This window comes from Cytobacillus solani (assembly GCF_001420595.1).
Taxonomy (GTDB): domain Bacteria; phylum Bacillota; class Bacilli; order Bacillales; family Cytobacillaceae; genus Cytobacillus; species Cytobacillus solani.
Genome location: NZ_LJIX01000006.1, coordinates 589,047 through 609,971, shown reverse-complemented (window position 1 = coordinate 609,971; position 20,925 = coordinate 589,047). Strand labels below are relative to the sequence as shown.

General features: G+C 35.2%; 22 protein-coding genes and 1 riboswitch. Of the genes, 2 read left to right on the top strand and 20 right to left on the bottom strand.

The features are described from left to right. Window positions 1-17: 17 nt before the first annotated feature. From AN957_RS04800 to AN957_RS04780, 5 genes are all read right to left on the bottom strand, one after another. The gene (locus tag AN957_RS04800) at window positions 18-926 is read right to left on the bottom strand and encodes a 4Fe-4S dicluster domain-containing protein (protein WP_053479037.1); all 909 of its coding nucleotides are present in this window, start codon (window positions 924-926) and stop codon (window positions 18-20) included. Window positions 927-942: 16 nt separating this feature from the next. Further along, complete coding sequence (gene tatA, locus AN957_RS04795; RefSeq protein ID WP_053479038.1) at window positions 943-1,149, bottom strand: twin-arginine translocase TatA/TatE family subunit; 207 nt, start codon at window positions 1,147-1,149, stop codon at window positions 943-945. 192 nt (window positions 1,150-1,341) lie between these two features. After that, window positions 1,342-2,676, bottom strand: a complete 1,335-nt coding sequence (locus AN957_RS04790; protein WP_053479039.1) for a sigma-54-dependent transcriptional regulator — start codon at window positions 2,674-2,676, stop codon at window positions 1,342-1,344. After that, window positions 2,673-4,760 (bottom strand): sensor histidine kinase, encoded by a 2,088-nt coding sequence (locus tag AN957_RS04785; RefSeq protein WP_053479040.1) that lies wholly within the window; start codon window positions 4,758-4,760, stop codon window positions 2,673-2,675. The genes AN957_RS04790 and AN957_RS04785 overlap by 4 nt, the downstream gene beginning before the upstream one ends. Window positions 4,761-4,762: 2 nt before the next feature. Then, entirely contained in the window at window positions 4,763-5,770 is a 1,008-nt protein-coding gene (locus tag AN957_RS04780) for an ABC transporter substrate-binding protein (protein ID WP_053479041.1), read from the bottom strand. A gap of 187 nt (window positions 5,771-5,957) precedes the next feature. Here AN957_RS04780 and mnmH point away from each other — a divergent pair, with 187 nt between their 5' ends. Both mnmH and AN957_RS04770 read left to right on the top strand, forming a co-directional pair. Continuing rightward, the gene (gene mnmH / locus AN957_RS04775) at window positions 5,958-7,016 is read left to right on the top strand and encodes a tRNA 2-selenouridine(34) synthase MnmH (RefSeq protein ID WP_053479042.1); all 1,059 of its coding nucleotides are present in this window, start codon (window positions 5,958-5,960) and stop codon (window positions 7,014-7,016) included. Between the two features lie 174 nt (window positions 7,017-7,190). After that, entirely contained in the window at window positions 7,191-7,514 is a 324-nt protein-coding gene (locus tag AN957_RS04770; protein ID WP_053479043.1) for a helix-turn-helix domain-containing protein, read from the top strand. A gap of 133 nt (window positions 7,515-7,647) precedes the next feature. On the opposite strand, the gene AN957_RS27325 is transcribed toward AN957_RS04770, so the two are convergent. From AN957_RS27325 to AN957_RS04705, 15 genes are all read right to left on the bottom strand, one after another. After that, entirely contained in the window at window positions 7,648-7,794 is a 147-nt protein-coding gene (locus tag AN957_RS27325; protein ID WP_082446489.1) for an anti-repressor SinI family protein, read from the bottom strand. Between the two features lie 29 nt (window positions 7,795-7,823). Continuing rightward, a riboswitch (cyclic di-GMP riboswitch) is annotated at window positions 7,824-7,916 on the bottom strand. A gap of 290 nt (window positions 7,917-8,206) precedes the next feature. Beyond that, window positions 8,207-8,515 carry a DUF5658 family protein gene (locus AN957_RS04765; protein ID WP_053479044.1) on the bottom strand — a complete coding sequence of 103 codons (309 nt, stop codon included), beginning with the start codon at window positions 8,513-8,515 and terminating at the stop codon, window positions 8,207-8,209. 119 nt (window positions 8,516-8,634) lie between these two features. Next, a complete protein-coding gene (gene sinI, locus AN957_RS26630; RefSeq protein ID WP_142108127.1) occupies window positions 8,635-8,757 on the bottom strand; it encodes a DNA-binding anti-repressor SinI in 123 nt (40 codons plus the stop codon). Window positions 8,758-8,870: 113 nt separating this feature from the next. Beyond that, entirely contained in the window at window positions 8,871-9,077 is a 207-nt protein-coding gene (locus tag AN957_RS04760; RefSeq protein ID WP_053479045.1) for a hypothetical protein, read from the bottom strand. A 92-nt stretch (window positions 9,078-9,169) separates the two neighbouring features. Beyond that, a complete protein-coding gene (locus tag AN957_RS04755; RefSeq protein WP_053479046.1) occupies window positions 9,170-9,730 on the bottom strand; it encodes a TasA family protein in 561 nt (186 codons plus the stop codon). A gap of 35 nt (window positions 9,731-9,765) precedes the next feature. Further along, window positions 9,766-10,506, bottom strand: a complete 741-nt coding sequence (locus AN957_RS04750; RefSeq protein ID WP_053479047.1) for an LPXTG cell wall anchor domain-containing protein — start codon at window positions 10,504-10,506, stop codon at window positions 9,766-9,768. 67 nt (window positions 10,507-10,573) lie between these two features. Beyond that, window positions 10,574-11,206, bottom strand: a complete 633-nt coding sequence (locus tag AN957_RS04745; RefSeq protein WP_053479048.1) for a CalY family protein — start codon at window positions 11,204-11,206, stop codon at window positions 10,574-10,576. A gap of 81 nt (window positions 11,207-11,287) precedes the next feature. Next, entirely contained in the window at window positions 11,288-11,887 is a 600-nt protein-coding gene (gene sipW / locus AN957_RS04740; protein ID WP_053479049.1) for a signal peptidase I SipW, read from the bottom strand. A gap of 493 nt (window positions 11,888-12,380) precedes the next feature. Continuing rightward, complete coding sequence (locus tag AN957_RS04735) at window positions 12,381-13,934, bottom strand: right-handed parallel beta-helix repeat-containing protein (RefSeq protein WP_053479050.1); 1,554 nt, start codon at window positions 13,932-13,934, stop codon at window positions 12,381-12,383. A 229-nt stretch (window positions 13,935-14,163) separates the two neighbouring features. Then, window positions 14,164-15,159 (bottom strand): ATP-grasp domain-containing protein, encoded by a 996-nt coding sequence (locus AN957_RS04730; RefSeq protein ID WP_056682592.1) that lies wholly within the window; start codon window positions 15,157-15,159, stop codon window positions 14,164-14,166. Window positions 15,160-15,179: 20 nt separating this feature from the next. After that, window positions 15,180-16,436: a type III PLP-dependent enzyme domain-containing protein gene (locus AN957_RS04725; protein WP_056687053.1), complete on the bottom strand. Its 1,257-nt coding sequence runs from the start codon at window positions 16,434-16,436 to the stop codon at window positions 15,180-15,182. 49 nt (window positions 16,437-16,485) lie between these two features. Further along, entirely contained in the window at window positions 16,486-17,412 is a 927-nt protein-coding gene (locus AN957_RS04720) for a beta-1,6-N-acetylglucosaminyltransferase (protein ID WP_056682589.1), read from the bottom strand. Next, window positions 17,409-18,494, bottom strand: coding sequence for an acyltransferase family protein (locus tag AN957_RS04715; protein ID WP_056682586.1), 1,086 nt, complete (start codon window positions 18,492-18,494; stop codon window positions 17,409-17,411). The genes AN957_RS04720 and AN957_RS04715 overlap by 4 nt, the downstream gene beginning before the upstream one ends. Next, window positions 18,479-20,167, bottom strand: coding sequence for a M28 family peptidase (locus tag AN957_RS04710; protein ID WP_056682583.1), 1,689 nt, complete (start codon window positions 20,165-20,167; stop codon window positions 18,479-18,481). Before AN957_RS04710 ends, AN957_RS04715 begins: the two co-directional genes overlap by 16 nt. Window positions 20,168-20,200: 33 nt before the next feature. Next, window positions 20,201-20,914, bottom strand: a complete 714-nt coding sequence (locus AN957_RS04705; RefSeq protein WP_053479056.1) for a WbqC family protein — start codon at window positions 20,912-20,914, stop codon at window positions 20,201-20,203. Between the last annotated feature and the right edge of the window lie 11 nt (window positions 20,915-20,925).

Sequence of the window (20,925 nt, the reverse complement as noted above, 5' to 3'; positions counted from 1 at the left end):
TCTAAATGAATGCTTACTTATCTTAAATACACCACTCTTGGTTTTGTACCTAACTCTTCTTTTAACCGAAATGCTCTAGGACTTGCGGCAAGCTTTGAAACCACACTATTCGGGTCACTCATATCTCCAAAATAACGAGCATCTCCAATGCAAGTTTCCACACACGCAGGCTCTTCTCCCCGCTGAAGGCGATGATAACAAAAACTGCACTTCCTTACTGTTTCTTCTGGAACATCTCCTTTTTTGCGTTTTCCGCGCTCAATTCCATATTCGGGACTTGTTACGTCATTATATCCGATCATTTCTTGTTCATAACTATTTCCGAAATCATAAGATCTTGATCCATATGGGCAAGCTACCATGCAATATCTGCAGCCGATACAGCGATCATTATCAATGATGACGATTCCATTTTCCATTTTATATGTCGCTCTTGTTGGGCATACTTGAACACATGGCGGATTGTCGCATTGCATACAAGGCTTCGGTAAATTTGTGATTGAAAAGTTCGGATAATCACCTTTAATCGTTTCTAGGACAACATTATAAGACATACCTGGCGGTGTTCTATTTTCCGCTTTACAGGAAACGGTACAAGTATCACAGCCCACACATTTTTTTAAATCTATAACCATCCCCCATTTGGGACCAGTTCCCGCTGAGGTTGAAGAGTTCTGACTAGTTTCACTAGGTCCGCTAGCATACTGATCACCAAATTCTTTTATGAGCGAAGCAGAATATACCCTATGAAAATCCTCAATTTTTAATTTCCCGTTAATTACCTTTCTAGCATCTCTTGCCATATTCTTCCCTAATTCCGAATCATATGGGCTTGTAGCCAGTACTTTATCTGAATTAGGAACAAATTGATCTGCCAGCTTTGAATAATCTTCAGGTTGTAAATGACTTTTCGAATGAATGGCCATATTAATAAGCTCCTTTCTATTTTGACGTTGTATCTTTTGCTTCTTTCATATCTTTCTGTACATCCTCAGTCATGTCACTTGTCAGTTCACGAGCTGACTTTTTAAACTCCCTTAATGTTTGTCCAACTGCTCTTCCGATTTCAGGAAGCTTTTTTGGGCCAAAAATGATCAGTGCTAAAACTAAAATTAGAATTAATCCTGGAATACCAATGTTTGATAACATCTCTTCACATCCTTTTATTTATGTTCATTATTACACTTGCAAGTATCATGCCAAAATGGATACCTTATATAAAATACGAGCAATCCCCTATTCTCTAAATAAAAAAGACGGAAAGAAAGAAGTTTTCTTTCTATCCGCCGTATAAAAATTGCCTTTTTGTCACGTTATGACCAATCACTATATGCCATTTTGTCATTCTTCAACTAATTTATATTGATCAATTTTTCGATATAAGTTTCTTACACTGACTCCTAAAATTTCAGCCGCCTTCGTTTTGTTCCATTTTACGTTGTTTAAGACTCCTTCTATATGTATCTTTTCCAATTCCTCTAAGGAGCATAATGATTGCAGCTTTTCTATTTGCGCAAATTTCCGGGTCGGCAAAAGTAAATCCGCTGCTTCAATTTGATCTGATCTAGATAATAGAATTCCTCTTTCAATAATATGTTGGAGTTCTCTAACATTTCCCTGAAAATCATAATTCTGTAATTCAAAAAGCGCTTCAGAAGACAGCCTTTTCCCTTGGATTTTCCCTTTATTAATGAAATAATTGATAAAGAGCGGAATATCTTCTTTTCGATCCCTTAGAGGGGGAATTGTTAATTTAACAACATTTAATCGATAAAATAAATCCTCTCGAAAATGTCCTTCAGCCACTTCATCTTCCATGTTTCTATTTGTTGCAGCTACGACCCGAACCATCACTTTTCTTTCCCTTACATCACCAACACGCCTAAATTCACCTGATTCGAGAAATCTGAGTAGTTTCACCTGGAGCAATAATGGCATTTCACCCAATTCATCCAAAAATAAAGTTCCTCCATCTGCCGCTTCAACTAGTCCCTTTTTATCATGATTCGCCCCAGTAAAAGCACCTTTCACATGTCCAAACAATTCACTTTCTAATAGTTGTTCAGGCAGTGCAGCTGAATTAACAGCCACAAACGGTTCATCCGCACGACAGCTCCAATAATGAAGAGCTTTTGCAAACAGTTCTTTCCCTGTTCCACTCTCACCTTCAATAAGAACTGGCACATTACTGTCAGCAATCCTGCGAGTGAGCTCAAGAACTTCAGTAAATATTGGACTTTCTCCTATAATTTGAAACTCATTATGCTGTCTAATAATTTCTTTCATGCTATCATTCTTATGTTTCAAATTCCTGCTTTCCTCTGCCTTTTGTATGGTGATTTCAAGTTCTGAGAGATTGTACGGTTTGGTTAAATAATCAAATGCACCAATCTTCATTGCTTCTATCGCTGTTTCAATCGTTCCATGGCCTGTTAACATTAATATCTCAGTCTCAGGCTGAATAATTTTTGTTTTTTTTAGAAGTTCAATTCCATCCATTTTCGGTAAACGAATATCGTAAATCGCTATATCAAACATGTGCTTCTTCAATAATAGGAGGGCATCTTCTGCTGTTTCTGCACATTTCACTTCATATCCTTTTCGAATAAGCCTTTTGACTAGAAGTTCCAGTAAATCTTTCTCATCGTCAACAATTAATAATCGAGCTGAATTCATTGCTTGTCCTCCTTAAATCTTGTTTCAGCCGGAATGCTAACTATTACCATCGTTCCTTTCCCTACTCTGCTCTCCACCATTATCGTACCGCCAAATTCCTCTACAATCCCATAACAAACAGATAATCCCAAACCTGTCCCTTTTCCGACTGGCTTTGTTGTAAAAAACGGATCAAAGATTTTCTGCATTTCATGATCAGGAATCCCACAGCCATTATCCTTTATTTTAAAAACAAAATTCCTATTTTGCAGTGAAGCAGAGATCGCTACAGTCCCCCCTTGATTGATTGCATCGATTGAATTATTAATTAAATTCACTAGTACTTGCATTAGCTTTATACTATCTCCAACCATAAACGGCATTTCTTCTTGTATAGATACATCTAAAAGGACATCCTTCTTTTTCAAGGAATACTCAACCAAACTTATACTGTTTTGAATTGTTTCTTTTATATCAAACTGTGATACCTTCCAATTAGACTTTCTTGAAAAATTTAATAGATTTCCTGTAATTCTCTTACAGCGATCTGTATTCTCTTTTATTTTTCTTAAGTACAAAGCCATTTCAACCTCATCCAAATCATCATCAAATTGCTCTAGACGATCAATTAAATCCTCAGCATATACATGAATCGTTGCAAGAGGATTGTTCACCTCATGCGCAAAACTTGATGCCATTAATCCTAGCGCACTAAGTTTATCTGTTTGAATCATCTTTTCTTCCATTTGCTTTTCCTCAGTAACATCTTCAATAACAATTAGATACTCCCCTTCCCCCTTAATCGCATGGGTAAGCGGAAAAACTCGATGCCTAAAAAGTCGCTCTTCACGTCTTCCTCTTTGCATCCTCAAAATTGTGTCCGCATTATCATTTATTTCAGGACAAGTTATTGGACAATTTTCACAAGGAGTATTCATACCACCAATTAATGTATAGCAAGGCAATTTAATTTCTTCTTTATTCATCCAACTCTCAAGCAATGGATTCGTCCAAGTCACTTCATAATTCTTTGTAACAAGTGCTAATCCGGCGCCAATTCCGTTAACAACGACATCCAGCCGCTCCTTTTCCTGTTCCAAGCGAAATGATTTCTCTTGGAGCTCTTGACTCATTTCATTGAAAGACTGGGCTAGCTGTCCTAGTTCATCATTTCGATTTAATATAATTGGTGAAGCAACATGTCCAGCCTTTAATCTCCTCATTTCTTTATCAAGAAGAACGATTGGTGCTGTAAAATAAAGACCAGCATAAATACTGATTAAACTCACAAAAAGTGTAACAAATACTGCAACCATTAATCCTTTCATAAACATTTCATTGATTGGCTCGTAGGCGGTTGTTTTAGGCTGTTCCATTATGATTGTCCAGCCTAGATCAACTAGTTCTTCTCTTACTCCTAACATTTCCTTGTTATCTGCTTCTGGACTTTGATGCCATAGTTTCCTGTAGTCCTGATGGGCAATTACCTTCCCTTCACGGTCTAGTAAATATAAATAAGATAAATCGTCTTGTTTTAATGATGATATCTGCCCTATTATTTTTTGTAATTGAATGGTGGCACCAACAGCATTTCTACTTCCATTTTCCATATAAACTAAAGCTATCTTCATAACAGGCTGTCCAAACTGATTAAATTCTACTTCCCCATATAGGCGGTCATCTGACTGAAAGACAGCCCACATTTCATCAGAAAACCACCGTTCATTAGATTCTGGAATATTAAGATCATATCTGGAAACCTTTTCCTCTATTCTTCCACTTTCATTTATAATGACTACTTCCTCTATTGAAGTATTTTTCATTAATAAATCATAAAATATTGGCTGCTTATCTTCTTTATCATTAATAAAAGAAAACAATTGAACTTGCTGAAAGATCTGGTTAAATTCTAATTCAATTTCACCTGTTAGATTTTGGAGCACCAATTCTTGTTTACTTATGATTCTTTCCTCAAGATCTGGTTTGACATTACTATAATAGTAATAACTGATTAATAAAAGCGGAATGGTTGACATAATAATTCCAAAAACCAACACTTTCACTCGCATAGGCTGAGAATGTAGCCAATATATGATTGACTTCATTATTATTGGCTCATCCCTTCTGCATTAGGATTAATAAACTCTGCCAAATGTATAATATCCTTATTAAGTTTAATTCCGAGCTCAGATTTTACTTTTTGATTAACGATAAATCGGATATTATCAGGCATCTCAACAGGAATGTCTGCTGGTGAGTTTCCTTGAATAATTGAACTAACAAATCTTGCTGATTGATATCCCTGGTCAAAATAGCTAGTACCATAGCTTGCTAAAATCCCATCTTCTGTTTCATTCTCATATAATCCCATTGCAGGTACATGATTCTCCTTTGAAAACTGAGCAATTTCTTTTGATAGTGACTCCATCTTAAATCCTGGCATAACTAATATCGCATCATTCACTTGTATTTCATGTTTCATTTCACTTAAAAAGTTTTTTGAATCACTTACATTCCATGGGATGATTTCTAATGAAAGTCTTTCAGCTGCTGCCTTCACATTCTCAAGACTCAGTTTACTCACTTCAATATCTTCATCATAAAGAATGTGAAATCTACTAATCGAAGGCACTAAATCACGAAAGATCTCCAGCCTTTTTCCTGATAAGCTTGTATGGTAATTATTTATGCCTGTAAAGAGACCGCCTGGTGAACGATAATCCTTAATGAGACCAATTTCCTTCGGAGCGGCAACTCCAGCAAACACAACAGGAATTTGTATATTCTTCTTTTCCATTATTTCCTTCAACTTCAATGTTTCTATTCCGCCTAAAGCTACAATTAACTCTGGCTTTTCATTTAATAAATCGTCAATTTGAGATGCGAGTGTTGCTTCTTGATCTCTCCCGCTTTTTACTAAAAATTCGGTTGACCAATCATCATATCCTAGCTCCTTCATCCCTTTTTTAAGGCCGATTAGCTTTTCATATCTGCTATCTCCAATCATAATAATGCCAATTTTCAAAGGCTTTTGATCTTTATTACCTATAAAAGGAAAACTAATAATAGAAAGAACCATAATCGTTAATATAAAAAAATACCATTTTATTTTCATAGGAAATCACCTCCCTCAAACACCCACCTTCACTATATCGAATATTTATGATTTAATACCTTGCTAAAAAGGAGAATTATATGAACCTTCCATTCTCTGACGTGCATGCAATTTTTAACAGGAGGTTTTCTTTATTAGCATAAAGGGCTAAAATAGTCCTTATATATGCAGACTCGGAGGAACACTTATGAGAGAAATTACTGTTGATCAATTCATCCAATTGAATAATGCCGTTTCAGTTGATGTTCGCTCACCAGGAGAATTTAAAGAATTTCATATTCCAGGAGCCGTCAATATTCCATTATTTACAGATGAAGAGCGGGTTATTATTGGTACGATTTATAAACAAGAAGGAGCAGATGTCGCAAAGTGGAAAGCAATGGAATTAGTCTCACCGAAGATTCCTTCGATTTTAAGTGGAATTAAGGATATTCATAAAAAAGGATCTGAGCCGGTTATTTACTGCTGGAGAGGGGGAATGCGGAGCAAGGCAGTTGCCACTTTTATCGCTTTTGCAGGGATTTCTATTCCTCGGCTTATCGGCGGTTATCGGGCGTATCGTCAATATATTCTCGAGAAAATTCCAGCCATGCTCCCAGATAAGGCAATTACACTTCATGGAATGACCGGTGTTGGTAAAACGGATGTGTTAAAGGGTTTATACAAGAAAGGATTACCTGTCATTGATTTAGAGGGATTGGCAGGTCATCGAGGATCCATCTTCGGAACTTTCGGATTGTTCCCTGGCAACAATCAAAAAACGTTTGATTCGCTTCTATATAAATCATTAACGGAAATGATTGATTCTCCCTTCTTCATTATCGAAGCTGAAAGTAAACGAATTGGTAAAGTTGTTTTACCTGATGAACTTTTAAAGAAAAAGCAGCTTGGTACCAATATTCATTTACAAGCTTCAATGACATCACGGGTTGAGCGTATTTATAATGACTATTGTTTGCCATATGCACACGAGGATTGGTTTCATAAAAAGGTCATTGAACGTCTTTCTTTTATTAAGAAACGCATAAAGAACCATGAAATTATTGCTTCTCTAGACGAAGCAGCTTCCATTAAGGAGTACAAAACTGTCATCCAAATTCTTCTCGAAGATTATTATGACCCCCGTTACGCACATAAACAAATGGAATATAGCAAACCCTTCCATCATATCGATGCTGAAAATACTGATTCGGCGGTTATGGAAATTTTGCAGCTGATTCATACAAAAAATGCTCTAGTCAATTAACTTAGAGCATTTTTGCTCTAAATTTTCAATTATACGGACAGATACTATGCAAGAAGCTCGTATATTTATGATAAAATACTAATATCTTTTCAAACCAATTGTTCTTTATATGGAACTTTCCGTCGTTTTTTGGTATGATAATATTACATATTATAGTAAGGTGTGTGAGATTGGATGATCGGTGAACGAGTTAAACTACTTCGAAAGGAAAAGAAAATGTCGTTATCCGAGCTTGCCGAACAAGCTGGTGTGGCCAAATCCTATTTAAGTTCTCTCGAAAGAAACTTACAAACAAACCCTTCGATTCAATTTCTCGAGAAAATCGCTGCAGTATTAAATGTACCTGTCGATCATTTAATTCATGAACAGCCGAATAAAGAAGAATTGGACTCTGAATGGATGAAAATTGTACAGGAAGCCATGAATTCTGGCGTTACTAAAGACCAATTTAGAGAATTCTTAGCATTTAATAAATGGCGAATTGACCAAAATAAATAAGCATTTCATTATACAAGAAGGGTCAGGGAGGCTATGTTAATTAGCCTCCATGGCCCTTTATTTCAAAATAAAAAGCATTTCTTAAATGAGAAATTTCTCACAAGAAATACTTAAAACTTGTCCCCATCAATATTCATCCTTTAAGAACTATTTCAGTAACCCCGCTATTCATAAAAAATTCCCTAATCTCATCTTGTTTGATTCCCATTTTTTTTGCCTCAATAATCAGCTCAAGCCATTCTGTATCCATTTCCCCCACAGTCACTTTCACCTCAACCACATAGTTCCCCCCAAAATACGAATCGTATTTAAGGCAACCCAGCCATCCTAGTATTTTATCCAACATACCTTAGACCTGTGACTTTGCGTCCCTGCCTTTCAGCAGGTTTGCCTTTTTCTATATCCTTTAAATAGGTAATATATTCTATATTATGTATTTTATAAGATATTTATCACTTATGGTGTTGATTTTTGTCTATTCAGAAAATTTTTGATCTACTTTTTTTATCCTTATTTCGACATGGTTCTTCCCTTCCTAAAAGCTGCTTATACTTAAATTGACATATTAAATGCCTACAAGGAATATTCATTTAAAAGTTGGTATAACAACCGTAGAAATTAGTCGAAAAATATTAATATATAATGCCTAATTAAATCATTGACAATATGATTTATTTTACACAGTTCTTTTACTAGAAAAGGTATACAATCAATGGGAACATCCATACACCATGCAATCCGATAACGATGGTGTAGACCGCTGAGGCTGTAATTGACAAGACTTTTATAAGTCGAGTCGGTGGAAGCTTCTTCATTAAGATCAATCCGAAAAGAACACCTGAGAGTAATAGCTTATATCCAAGAAAAAACAAAGGACTTATATCATATAGACCATTCATCATAGGATTGCTTTCTTCAATCATAGAGAAATGAAGACCCAAATAGGTAAAGACTCCATCAGCTATATTAACTATTGCTAGGTAAGAGAATATTCGTTTCAAATTGACCACCCTTTTAGGAGCTTTGTGGGTTGCACTTGCAAATTTTTTTATAATAAAAAGTATTTCCTAAAAAGGTTCCCCTTCTCATAGAAATACTTAAACTCGTATTTATTCTTTATTTATACATTATGATTTAAATAGTCCAAGATCTCTTGTTTCTCTATTCCTAAATTCTTTGCTTCTATTATTAACTGCAACCATTCTTTATCTATTTCTGTGACCTCTATTTTTGTCTCGACCACAATGTTCCCCCCAAATAGGAATCTTATACTAGATAATCTATTTTTATTACCATCTTTCTTTGTCTATGCATCTTTTGTTGGAAAAATTTCAAAATATGCACGGGCTCCTACTCCTACACTTTCATATAAGCATATCCTTTTCGATAGGCTTCAGCTTTTTTCCGAATGGTTGGTCGTTTAATATTTATCCTTTCCAATGTCATTGCATCAAAAAAGGGATAGTTGGTTAGATCCTGTCCACAAATTGGGCATAACCATTCACCCTTCTCACTGCTGCTATATGATGGGCGGCAGCAGCGATCACAGTTTTTTTGGTACATGATAGGGTTCCTCCTTCTTTATGGATACAATGGATAACCAAATTTTTAAAAGGCAGGAACCTAATCCCACCTATTAACATTGTTTTAGAAAACTATTTATTCGAACCATCCTGTTGTTTAGCATCAAAAGTCCATGTAAGTTTTAAAGCATCATCTTGGAATTTATTTTGATCTTCCCCATTATCAACAAACTCAAATTGGACAGTAAATTTGGCATTCTTTGCACCAGCCGGGAAATTTTTGAGGACTTGAACTGGATTTTCATTTATTTCAGCTAAAGTTTTTTGGAAAATAACTGTATCTTTACCAGATGCATTGTACAAGTACTCCACCATAATATGTTCCCCAAAGTCTTCTCCTGCATTGTCACCTTTCTTATCAGACACTTCATAAGTGGAATTTAGTAGGATTTCCTTCATATCAAGTGACCCATCATTTGAAAGCTGGAAATACCTAAAGAAACGGTCTCCTGGTTTAATGTTATCAATACTAATAATTGTTTCTTTATCAATTCCTAAATCTAATGTTCCAGCAGCAAAGGTGTTATTTGTTGTTTCCACATCGTTAAAATATGCAAATGTTCCTCCGCCAACTAATGAAATGCCTATTGCTGCAGAAGCAATTCCTAAACCTAGTTTCTTTTTAATACTCATTACTAGAATCCTCCTTATAATCTATATATTTATTTTCATTCTAAATTATTTATTATTCTGAATTTTCGTTTGTAAAAGATACTGCCTGCAACAAATAGTACACTGCCAATAAGCAGACTATTATAAGTATTCGTAGCTGTTTTTGGAAGGAGGTTTTCTCTAATTTCTGGTGAAACAATGATTGTACCCGTCGGATTGTTTGTTTCGATCACTTCATCATCTGGCTCTTCTCCGGAGTTTTCTACAACAGGTTCTTCACCTGGATTTTCTCCGCCTGGATCTCCACCACCAGTATCGCCTAAGGCTTCAGCAACAAATAATATTTCTACTTCGGCACCAGAGCTTTGAAATGCATTTCCTAAATCGTTTGGCATCGTCACTTGAAAAAATAGTGTTTCAGATTCACTTTTTGCTAGATTTCTAGGAGTAAACCCAGTAAACTGGTCCATTTTCCCGTCATACAATACTTCTTCATTTTTTTTAACGATTAAATCTAGTTCTTTTAACAGTCCTTTAACAGACTTTTTCTTCCCTAATATAGCCATATATTTAAAATCCTGAGTTCCAGCATTGGATATGACGATATCCCTTGGCATCCAATCCCCAGGTTTCAAGTTTCCTACTTCAAAAAAGTAGCCGCTCGGATTCATTTTCGTATGTATATCAATTTCTTTATTTGCTGCCCTTGCACTTGTCTCTCCTACTAACATAAATATGAAAATGCCGGCTATAAATGCGATAATCTTCGGTTTTGCCAATATAAATCTTTTATTCATGGCATTACCTCTCCATCTAGTTTTTAACAAAAGGCGGGAACGAATTCCCGCCTTTTGTTATTGAATATTATTTAGATTCACCTTCTGTTTGATGAGCAGTGAATGTCCATTCAAGTGCTAAAGAATCACCTTGGAATTCGTTTTGATCTGCTTCATTATCAACGAATTCAAATGCTACATACATATTATCTGAAGAGCCAGCTTTTAAACCACTATCTTCTCCCCCTAGACCCAGAAGCTCAGTCAACCAGTGATTTAAGTTTTCTACTGCATCAGGAGTCATATTTTGAAGATCATATAAGGTTGTCTCAGAAATTACATCATTGTAATCCCCAATCACCCAGCCATCACCTGTTTTGTCTGCGTTTTCAAGGAAAAGTACTTTAATATGTTTACCAAAATCATCTTTGTTGTTACTATTTGCATCGGTCACAGTATACTTAGTAAGTAGATCAATTGTAGCAATGTCTAAAGATCCATTGTTTTCTAATTTAAATTCTCTGACCATAGTATCACCAGGCTTGATATCTTTTACATCGATAATAGTGGTTGGATTTGCTGCTAAATCCAAAGTACCAGCAGCGAATGTGCTATTCGTTACTTCAGTATCACTAAAGTATGCAAATGTTCCTCCGCCAACTAATGAAATACCTAGTGCTGCCGATGCAATTCCTAAACCTAATTTTTTCTTAATGCTCATTTCCAATTTCCTCCTCTTACCCTTTGGGTATGTATAATTTTTTTATATTGACCCTTGTTTTGTACAAGGAGTACAACCAAATTAAGTTGGCTTTTCTTCTGTATCGATGTCTGTTTTTCTCTTTTTCGGATCAAGCTCTTTAAGTCCTTGGTAAATGCTAAATGCTGCATAAGCTAAGAGCAATAATCCAGGACCAATCAGCAGTATGGCACTTCCTTCTTTTGACTGTGCAAAATCGATAAAATAACCTGCATAAGGAATTGTAAATCCAGAATAGACTGCCTGTACGTTATCTGAAAGGACTGGATCCAAATCAGCTGCATTGTTGTTATCCCCTTTTGTTTCGTACATGACATGTTCTCCGCTTGTTTTGATTCCGATGACCCTGTGGGTAATTAACCTTTCCTTACTATCTACAAAAGTAATTACATCCCCTTCTCTGAGGTTCTTCTTTTCATTCCCCTCAAGTGAAGTGACTGCTATGATAGACCCAGTTAAAAAGGTCGGTTCCATGGAGCCTGATAATACTGCTTTAAGCTGATAGCCGAAAACCTGTGGTTCTCCTCCAGAAGCTTTTGAAGAGATTACTAGAACCGCCATTATAATTAAATTAATAAATAAAACAGTTGTAATGATATTACTTAAGATTTTTCTCGCTTTTCTCCAAGTAAACTTCATCATTTCCACCTTCCTTAGATAATAGTTTCTAGAATTATAAGTTTCTCTCAGAACCAATTGAGTAGATTCCGTTCTTTGTTTCCGTTTTATTTGTTCTTTTTAAAGAACTACCATGAATTGAGTATAGTTCAAATGTAATGTTTTGAAAAAGGTTAAAATCAGTCATTTTTGCGTTATAAAGAACATTTTCCATTAATTTTCTCACGTTTTCTTTAATTATCTTACATTCTCGTATTTTTTATCGAACTATTTGTTCTTTATAATGAAAATGTATTTTTTAGGAGGGAATGCCCGGATGAAGAATATTTCTATTTTACCCGGCACTTTTACTACTGGCAGGTGCAGTTCTAATCTGCCTTCACTAGCAGGTCTTGATCATAGTTGGAGATGCCCGTATCGTTATGTATGAACTGCATTTAGAATTAACAGTGAACCCAAATAAAGGCCAATCCAAACTTTACATTTAGCAAAGAATGGACTGCCCTTTATGCAATTGTTATCGTTTACTCCAGTTCGTCCAACTGCTTTCTGAAAGAGTAAATCGAATCCATCTCTCATTTGTTCCAATTCTTTGGTACTCTTGATAGCATCCTGTAATAGTCTGGCTAATATAATAAGTGATTAAAACCCCAGAAGCTTGTACTGGCAAATTCGAATCATTAATTGCCTTTTCAGTAGTAATAGTTGTATAACGAATTTGAAATGGAGGAAAATCTTTTATAGCATTGGCAGCGTTAAATAAATTTACATCACTAATTATTTTAACTTCTTGCGGTTCAAAATTTTCTTCTGGGGGATTGGATGAGGATTCTAAAATGAGGCCTAAATCAACTCCTTTGTAACCAGCATTTCGAGCAACAGAGTTTTTTGTTAGTGCAAAATTTCTAGTTCCAGTTAGAGCTCCTGTAGGATCTATCATAACAGAGTCATAATTCGCTTCTACAATATAGTCGCTTCCCCTAATTATATTTTTATTTGTATTTATTGCTGCTAATAGATTGTTACGAATAATCGTTGTATTGGCATCAAACATCTTCAAATCGTAAACTTGAATGCAATTTGAAAGATAGCTTTTGCTTGGATATAGAATATTATTTTCAATTAAGAGATTTTCAACCTTAGCAACTATGAATATCCCGGTAAATCCACTATTAAAAGCAATGTTATGCTGAAATGTAATATTCTTCATCATATATGGCAAATTTGTTTCGCTATTATTGGAAGAAATATTGTAGCCTCTTAGTGAGTCATAGACGATATTATTTCTAAACAAAATATTTTCTAATCTCCCTCCTGCTTCTGCAGCAGTAGAAAATCCTGCACCGTTAGGTACCGTTGCAATATTATTATAAACCTGAATATTAGATGAATCTCTCGAAAAAGCATCTACATAAATTCCTACTCTGACCGTATTATTTACATAGCAATCATGGATTGTACCATTTTTACATCCATCCTTTACATCAATTCCTTCTTTGTAGCAATTAATGACTTGGCAATTTTTTATTTCAAACCGATTAACATTTAATAAAGAAATACCTTCTTGTCCTAAATTTTTGTTCGTTTCTTTTGCCATAAGATTATCAATGAGAATGTCTTCCGCAAATTCCACAAAAAAACCTGAACCCCCAGCTTTGGTAACAGAACAGTTTTTTATTTGGATATTTCTTGAACCAACTGTTGATGGCTCCTGATAGTCATCTCCAAACCCCATTCCATAAGCATTTTCCAGATGAATTCCTTCAAAAAACCAATGGGACTGCCTATTAAAGTTAATGAGCCCACCCCAATTTCCATTTCCAGTCCATTTTATTCCTGCCCCATTTATAATTGGACGATGATCAGGATACGCTACAAGCTTTATGGGCTTATCCGAAGTACCTGATTTGTTTAATTGAATACGCTCATTATACGACCCATTTTGCACATAAATAACATCTCCAGCACTTGCCGAATCAATAGCGTATTGAATTGTTTTGAAAGGCTGACTTAACGTCCCATTGTAACTATTATTCCCCTTTGTAGAACTAACGTACATTTCCTTAGCCACTTATTTTCCCACCTCTCGTTTTTGGCTTAAAATGTTCAATTCTATTGTATGCTCATTGATTTGTGGTGTTCTATTACAGTGGCCTTTTTTGCATAGAAAAAACGCAATACCTCGTTCCCTATTGAATCAAACACTGTGTTTATATGTATGGGAAAAGGTAAAAAAATCAAACCCTCCTCAACAGCTTGGAAAGCTGTGGTTTTACCACGAAACTACACCCAAAAAAAGATTATAATGAAACTTCACTTGCTTGTGGGAGGACATTTTTTATTAACTTTACATCCTCGTACTTAACCATGATTAGATCTTCTTCATACTCATTGTTTTGTAATTGATTTGTAACCCCACTAAGGTTGTTTATAATATTTTTAACAAAGTTCTGCCCTTGCAAGTGTGCGTGCAAATATCCTCCGCCAAACCGTGGATTAATTTCGGAAATAACAAATCCCCCTTTAGTAAGAAAACAATCAATATCGATTGGCCCCAACGGATTTAATACATAGACTAATCTTTCAATCAATTGCTTTAGGTCGTTATCCCTTACTGAAATAGATTTATCCGTTTCGCCAGCCCTCATCATGATCTTCTTTTTCATGAACATATTAACTGGTTTTCTAGAAAATATATCAATATAGCAATCAACACCATATTCTTGACCATTCACAAACGGCTGGATAACTAATTCTTCTGTTTCATTTTTATAAATAAGCAGCTCTTCCATCGTATACACTTTATTAATTCCAATACTGGCGCTGCCTTTTCTTGGTTTTATGATAAGCGGGAATTCCAACTTCCCCACTGTTAAATCACAGATAACCTCCTCAATATTTATATACGTTGGAATGCATGGTAATCCATGGCTTCCCAAGATTTGTGAGGTAGAATATTTATCAAAGCATGTTTCTACTATTTGTTTATCCGACACAATGACATATATTCCTTCTTTCTCAAATTCCTCCACATAATTTGCTAACAAACTTAATTCTGGATCAATTAGTGATAGAATACCTGTTATCTTATACTTCTTACATACTTTTTTCAGATAGTCTATATAGCGCAAATCATCAATTCTAGGGACAACTTCATACACATCTGCAAAGTGTAAAGCTGGTGCGGTTGAATCACAATCTACTGCTATGACCTTTCCATTTACTTTCTGAAGCTCAGATCGAAATGCTTCTACTAGTTTCACCCGTCTGCCAACACTGCTAATTAAAATGTTCATATGAATCTCCTTTTTTAATATCAAAATAGATAGAGTGCTTCATTAAAGAATTCTTTAATCGTTTCCTTCTTTCGAGCAACAATTGTTTCTCCGTCCTTGATGGCAATAATGGCAGGTCGCTCTTTAATAAATGGTGGGTTGAATACAATTGTGTATGCACCAACATTGTTGAATAACACATAATCCCCGATGGAAGGAATCGGAGTGACTACATTATGTGCAAGATAATCCTTCTCCATACAGGTATAACCGACAATACTAAACGTCTTTTGGATATTTCGGTTTCCTCCCTCATTTTGTGTAATCACCTGCATTGGTAAGTTGTTTTTATGCATGGTTGGTTTAATATTATGAACACTGCCGTCAACCAAAACAAAAGTCTTATCCCTTACATTTTTCACTTCAATTACCTTTGCAGCGAATCGGAAGACGTTAGCCACCATTGAAATTCCTGGTTCAATGATAAGGAGCGGCTTCTTTTCCCAACCGGCAAATTCTTTGATCATTGTTTCACCGATTGCCTCTGCATAATCATTAAAACTAGGTGCTGTTAGATGAAAACCCTTTGGCAACTCTCCATAAAAACCTCCACCTATATCAATATATTCAATCGTGTCTTTGAAAAAATACTTAGCTAGAACACATAATTTTTTCGTAATCAATCGGTATGTTTTGACACTGCGTGTTTTCGTTGAAAAATGACCATGTAAGCCAACAATCTTTGCATTCCTTACATCACTTAGCATATTTATAGCTGTTTGCAAGTTTCCGTTTTCAACACAAATACCGAATCGGCCTACTTCATATCCATCTTGAAGCACACTTTCGCCGCCATCTGATAGGGGAAAGTTTAATCGAAGACCTATTTTAATCATTTCTTCTGGATGATTTAAGCAATATTCCTTTACATACTCAATCTCATAAAGGGAATCGATATTCAAAATACTTCTGTTATGTAAAGCCTTAAAAATATCATCCTTGGTTTTTACTGGTCCATTGAAAATAATCCGTTCTGGATTTTCTCCTACCTTTATCGCCAAATCGTACTCCAGACGAGAAACGACTTCAGCATAAGCTCCTAATCTTGATAATTCTTTACATAAATATGGGAGATAGTTTGTTTTATATGAATACCCGATGATGCATTTAGGATATTGACTTGTAAAAGCCTCTTCTATTTTCCGGTAGTTTCCTTTCAATTTATCCACATCCATTAAATAAAAGGAAGAACCATATTCTGCTTCTAATTGAAAGACCTTTGCATAATTTAATTTCATTTGCTCATCCCTAATATGTTCTCCTAATTGTTTAGTTATCAAAATCCCCTTAACTTCCTCTCTTTAAATATTTCACATCTTTAGAAAGTGTTACTCTTTGATGAAAATAATGAATGATCGCCTCATCTGTTTTTTCTTCAAACTTCCTCGCAAAAAATTGTTCTGACTTTACTATTCGTGCTATGTCTTCACTTATTAGATCTTGCGGAGAATTTCTTTCACTTAATGTTTCTCCCCATTTAATAAAAAACAAATGATTATTCACCACATTTGACTTATATTTTGAATTCAAAATTAACGTATGAAAGAAACTTTCATCGGGTACTAAAGAGTTCGTAAAGAATGAGTAATACCATGAATTTTCCTCTAAAAATTGATTGATATATTTCGCGACATCAAAGGGTATAGAAAACCATTGGGAACCTTTGTAGAAAGAATATTCCCGCGGCCAGTAATTTTTATTAGGGAAAAGACTAATTCCCTTCCCGTATAAGCTTAATAGAATTCTACGGATTATTCGTAATGGATGGCTATTTGTATACCTTTTTCTCATAACTTTAGGCCACCTAATATTCATTAGTCCCGTGTTTCCCTGACTTATATCTCTATAGTCTAAAAAAACGCTATTCCTATTTGCTCTCAAAAAATCTTTGAACCCATCCTTTACCAATAGATCCTGCCCACTCCTTAAACAGACAAAATCGTATTCATTTCCAGATGCCAAAACTTCCTTTAATAATAAAAGGGTGGCATCAATTTGACTGATGTCACCCCATTCACAATTTACACTATTCTCTAGGATATATACATTTGGACCTTTAACTAATTGATTTTTCATTCCCTCATAACTTTTTTTATCAATATGAATATAGACATCTGCTTGTTCTTTAGCGGTTAACTGCTGGATAAATTTATTCACCTGCTGAGGGTTTTTATGAACTTGCAGTATAAATGCTGTACGGGGAGTCGTGTTCATTGCGCGTTCTCCTTTAATTCTTTCACTATGGACTTAGAATCATAACGTTGATTCCTCTTAAGCAACGGCTTTAGTCTTTTGTTTAATGGCTTTTCTATAAATGAGTAAACAAAACAACCGCAGATGACGGATATGACTATAAACAAGATAGCTATGACGATATTCGAAAGAAAGTTAAACATAGGCTGAAGAAAAATGATTGTAAGTGCTGATATGCAATAGTAGTGTGTTAAATAGATTGAAAAAGATGCATCACCTAAATACTGTGCGATTTTTGGAATCTTTACGTCCTTTTGCAGGTCAATGGAGGAAAATCCTATGATAATAAAAACAGAAGCAATCGTTGTTGCAATCTCGATATTTAATGCAGCATAACCATATTGGGCATTTATCCAAGAGAGCGGAAAAGCAGCAACCCCAATAATCACAAGAATCCATGACACATACAGATTTATCCTTACCTTCAACACGATATACGCACAAGCAATTCCAGATAAAAATATTAGATTGTAGCTGTTAAATAAATAGTTGAGGAGGATATTGGAGCTATTAAACAACTGGATGCTAAAAGCAAAGGAAATCATGGCCCAAAGGATGGCTGCCGTAATAGAAAATTTACTCTTTTTGAAAAAAGCAATCGTAAAAATCAAATAGAAAAATACTGTATGAACTAATGACCATGCAACACCTAGAACCAAATTGGATCCATTGGGAATAAGAAGTAAAGAGAAAATAATATCTTCCATCCCTTGTTGATGCTCAGGAGCAAGACTAGGAAATACAATCATAACAACTAAAACAGATATGGTCACAATCCAATAAACTGGATAGATTCTAATAAACCGACTGTACAGAAAATATTTGATCATTTCCCGATTACCAAACTTATTATGGTACAGATAATAAGCCATAAAACCTGACAAAGCAAAAAAATAATAGACACCGCCAGATTTCAGAATATCAGGGAGCATTAGAAAGTTATAATGAAAATAGACAAGCATAAATGCTTTTACATGAAATAGAATGACAAAAATCGGCACAAAAGCCCGAGAAAATTGAATCAAGTTTAAGTGCTTTCGCATAGAGACTCTTCTCCCCGATTAAAATTTATTAGTGGAATAAAAAATGCCCATAATAATGCAATAAATACTAGAAGTACTCCCACATTATCAAGGGTTAGCAGCATATATGTTATATACACAATAGGAGTAATAAACATGATTACAAGCCAAGCAATCACCAACATAACCCCTTTACCAAACCATTTCCACTTACCATTCACATAAAAATGTACATTTAAACCAATTAGCCCAAGCAACGTTGGCCAAAGAAAAATATAGCTAGCCCCCTTTATCAATAGACTCGTATAGATCGCGATGAAAACCAAAACGAAAAATGCCCCCACCGCTAAGTTATTTACAATGAATTTCTTTTGAGCTAATTTATACACTAGAAGAAATATGCCCACCATTACTAGAATCATGATAATGAATAATGGATGGCTCATTCTTAAATCTACCCCCATCGCCCAACTGTTTTCAGCAAGAATAGATAGTACCGCGCCTTTCGTTATAATGCCTAGAAAATAAGCCATCCCTATAATGAGCAGAAACAGTAACATTCCGCCTATCAAACCCAAAATGGTCAACTTCCTTCGTATAAAGCCAAGGATTGCGGTGATCAAGAATGCAACGATCACAATACACATAAATGGGATCACAAGATACTCTGGATAGGAAATAACTTTCTTTCCAAAACTATTAAAATAAACGCTATTCCCTCCCTGATCTTTGTCTACTAAATTCATGCCTCCGTAATATCGAACAAGATCAAGCATATTTTCCCCATGATGTTGTAAACTACTTAAGCTCAAATTTTCTACCGTATCATCAGCAGAATGATAGGTATGTATCGTTTCAAAAAAAGCAAAATTTAAACCAGACATCCCTGCTTTTTTATAAATAGATAAATCTGTATCATTTGGCATATTTTTGTAAATTTCACTAATAAAAGAATGTGCTATTGGATTAGTAGCTCCCTTAATGAATTCTGTTATTAATCTTTCATTTTTATTACTAGTTTCAAACATCACAGAAGGGCCACTGCTCCCCCTTGCCTCAAAGTTAAGAACAATTCCAACCTCATGTGCCCAAGGATGGAACTCTGCAAATGCTTGTGCACCTAATAAACCTATTTCTTCCCCATCCGAAAGGAGAATAATAATATCATTCTTAAGTTTTTTTGATTCAGACAATACTCTTATCGTTTCAAGAATAGCAGCAATACCCGATCCAGCATCAGCTGCTCCTGGGCTATGATCTACAGAATCATAATGGGAGGTGAGCAAAATGGCTCTCGTTGATTCCCTACCAGGAATTCGCGCTACTATATTTTCAATCTTACCGTCAAAGGGTGCTCCCCATACTGTTAAATCTTCCTTTACAACCTGTATTTCTGATGAAACTCCTAATTTCGTTAATTCAGATACCAAATAATCTCTTACATTGTCATGATTTGGTGAACCTATTGGACGTGGCTTCTCCGCAATTATCTCTAAATACTTCATCGCCCGCTCGCTAGAGAACTTTTCTTCACTATCATCATGTGCAATTACTTCTGGTGTGCGAAGTTGTAATAGCCCCATCGATATGGAAAATGAACAAACCAATAAAGTGAAAAAAACAAGTATGATGTTTTTGAGAAATAGACTGCGTTTTTTATGAGTAGATATCGGTACCTCCACTACCTCTTTCATGACTAACTCCTCCATAAATAACCATATAACCTATTATTTCACCAACACATATTCATCAAGCATCTCATTAATTTCTTTTGGCCCATTAAACATCATCACATCAATTATTGATAGTCCAGGCTCAAATATATCTCTTTTTTGAGAATATCTATTCAGATTCATTTTTAAAAAGTGAATACCAATACCAGCTCTTTCGTACTTATTCTTATCGAAGAATTCCAAACCACCCTCTGGATTCCAATACTCATCAATATTCCCAATAGAATTACATATATTTAATGCCCATTCATCTGGTGCATTTGCCTCCTCAATGTATAACCCCATTTCGGATAAAACACTAATATTTGCGTTAATCCCAATGTAATGACAGATAGCCCGCAATAAATATTCATCTAGTTTTACAATATCATCTGTCTCCAAACTTAACCCCTGCTCTAATATATCGATCGTCTGGCTATAAAAAGGGGCTCTTTTCTTATAATGCTCTAATTGCCTGAAAATCCTCGTTCTCCAATCCTGTTCCATTTGAATCTTAATATCTTTAATTTTCGTTTCTCTACTATGTTTTTTTAAAGGAACGCCTATATACTGCCAGCCTGAATTTGGTTTTAATATCCTGTTTCTCTCAATCCAGCCATGTCTAATAAACTGAACCGTATCAAATAGGATAAAGCGGTCCGTTTGTTTGATAAGACTAAAGTATCCTAGATATGGAATGAAATATGGCTGCATGATCCCTATTCTCATTTGTTCATCTC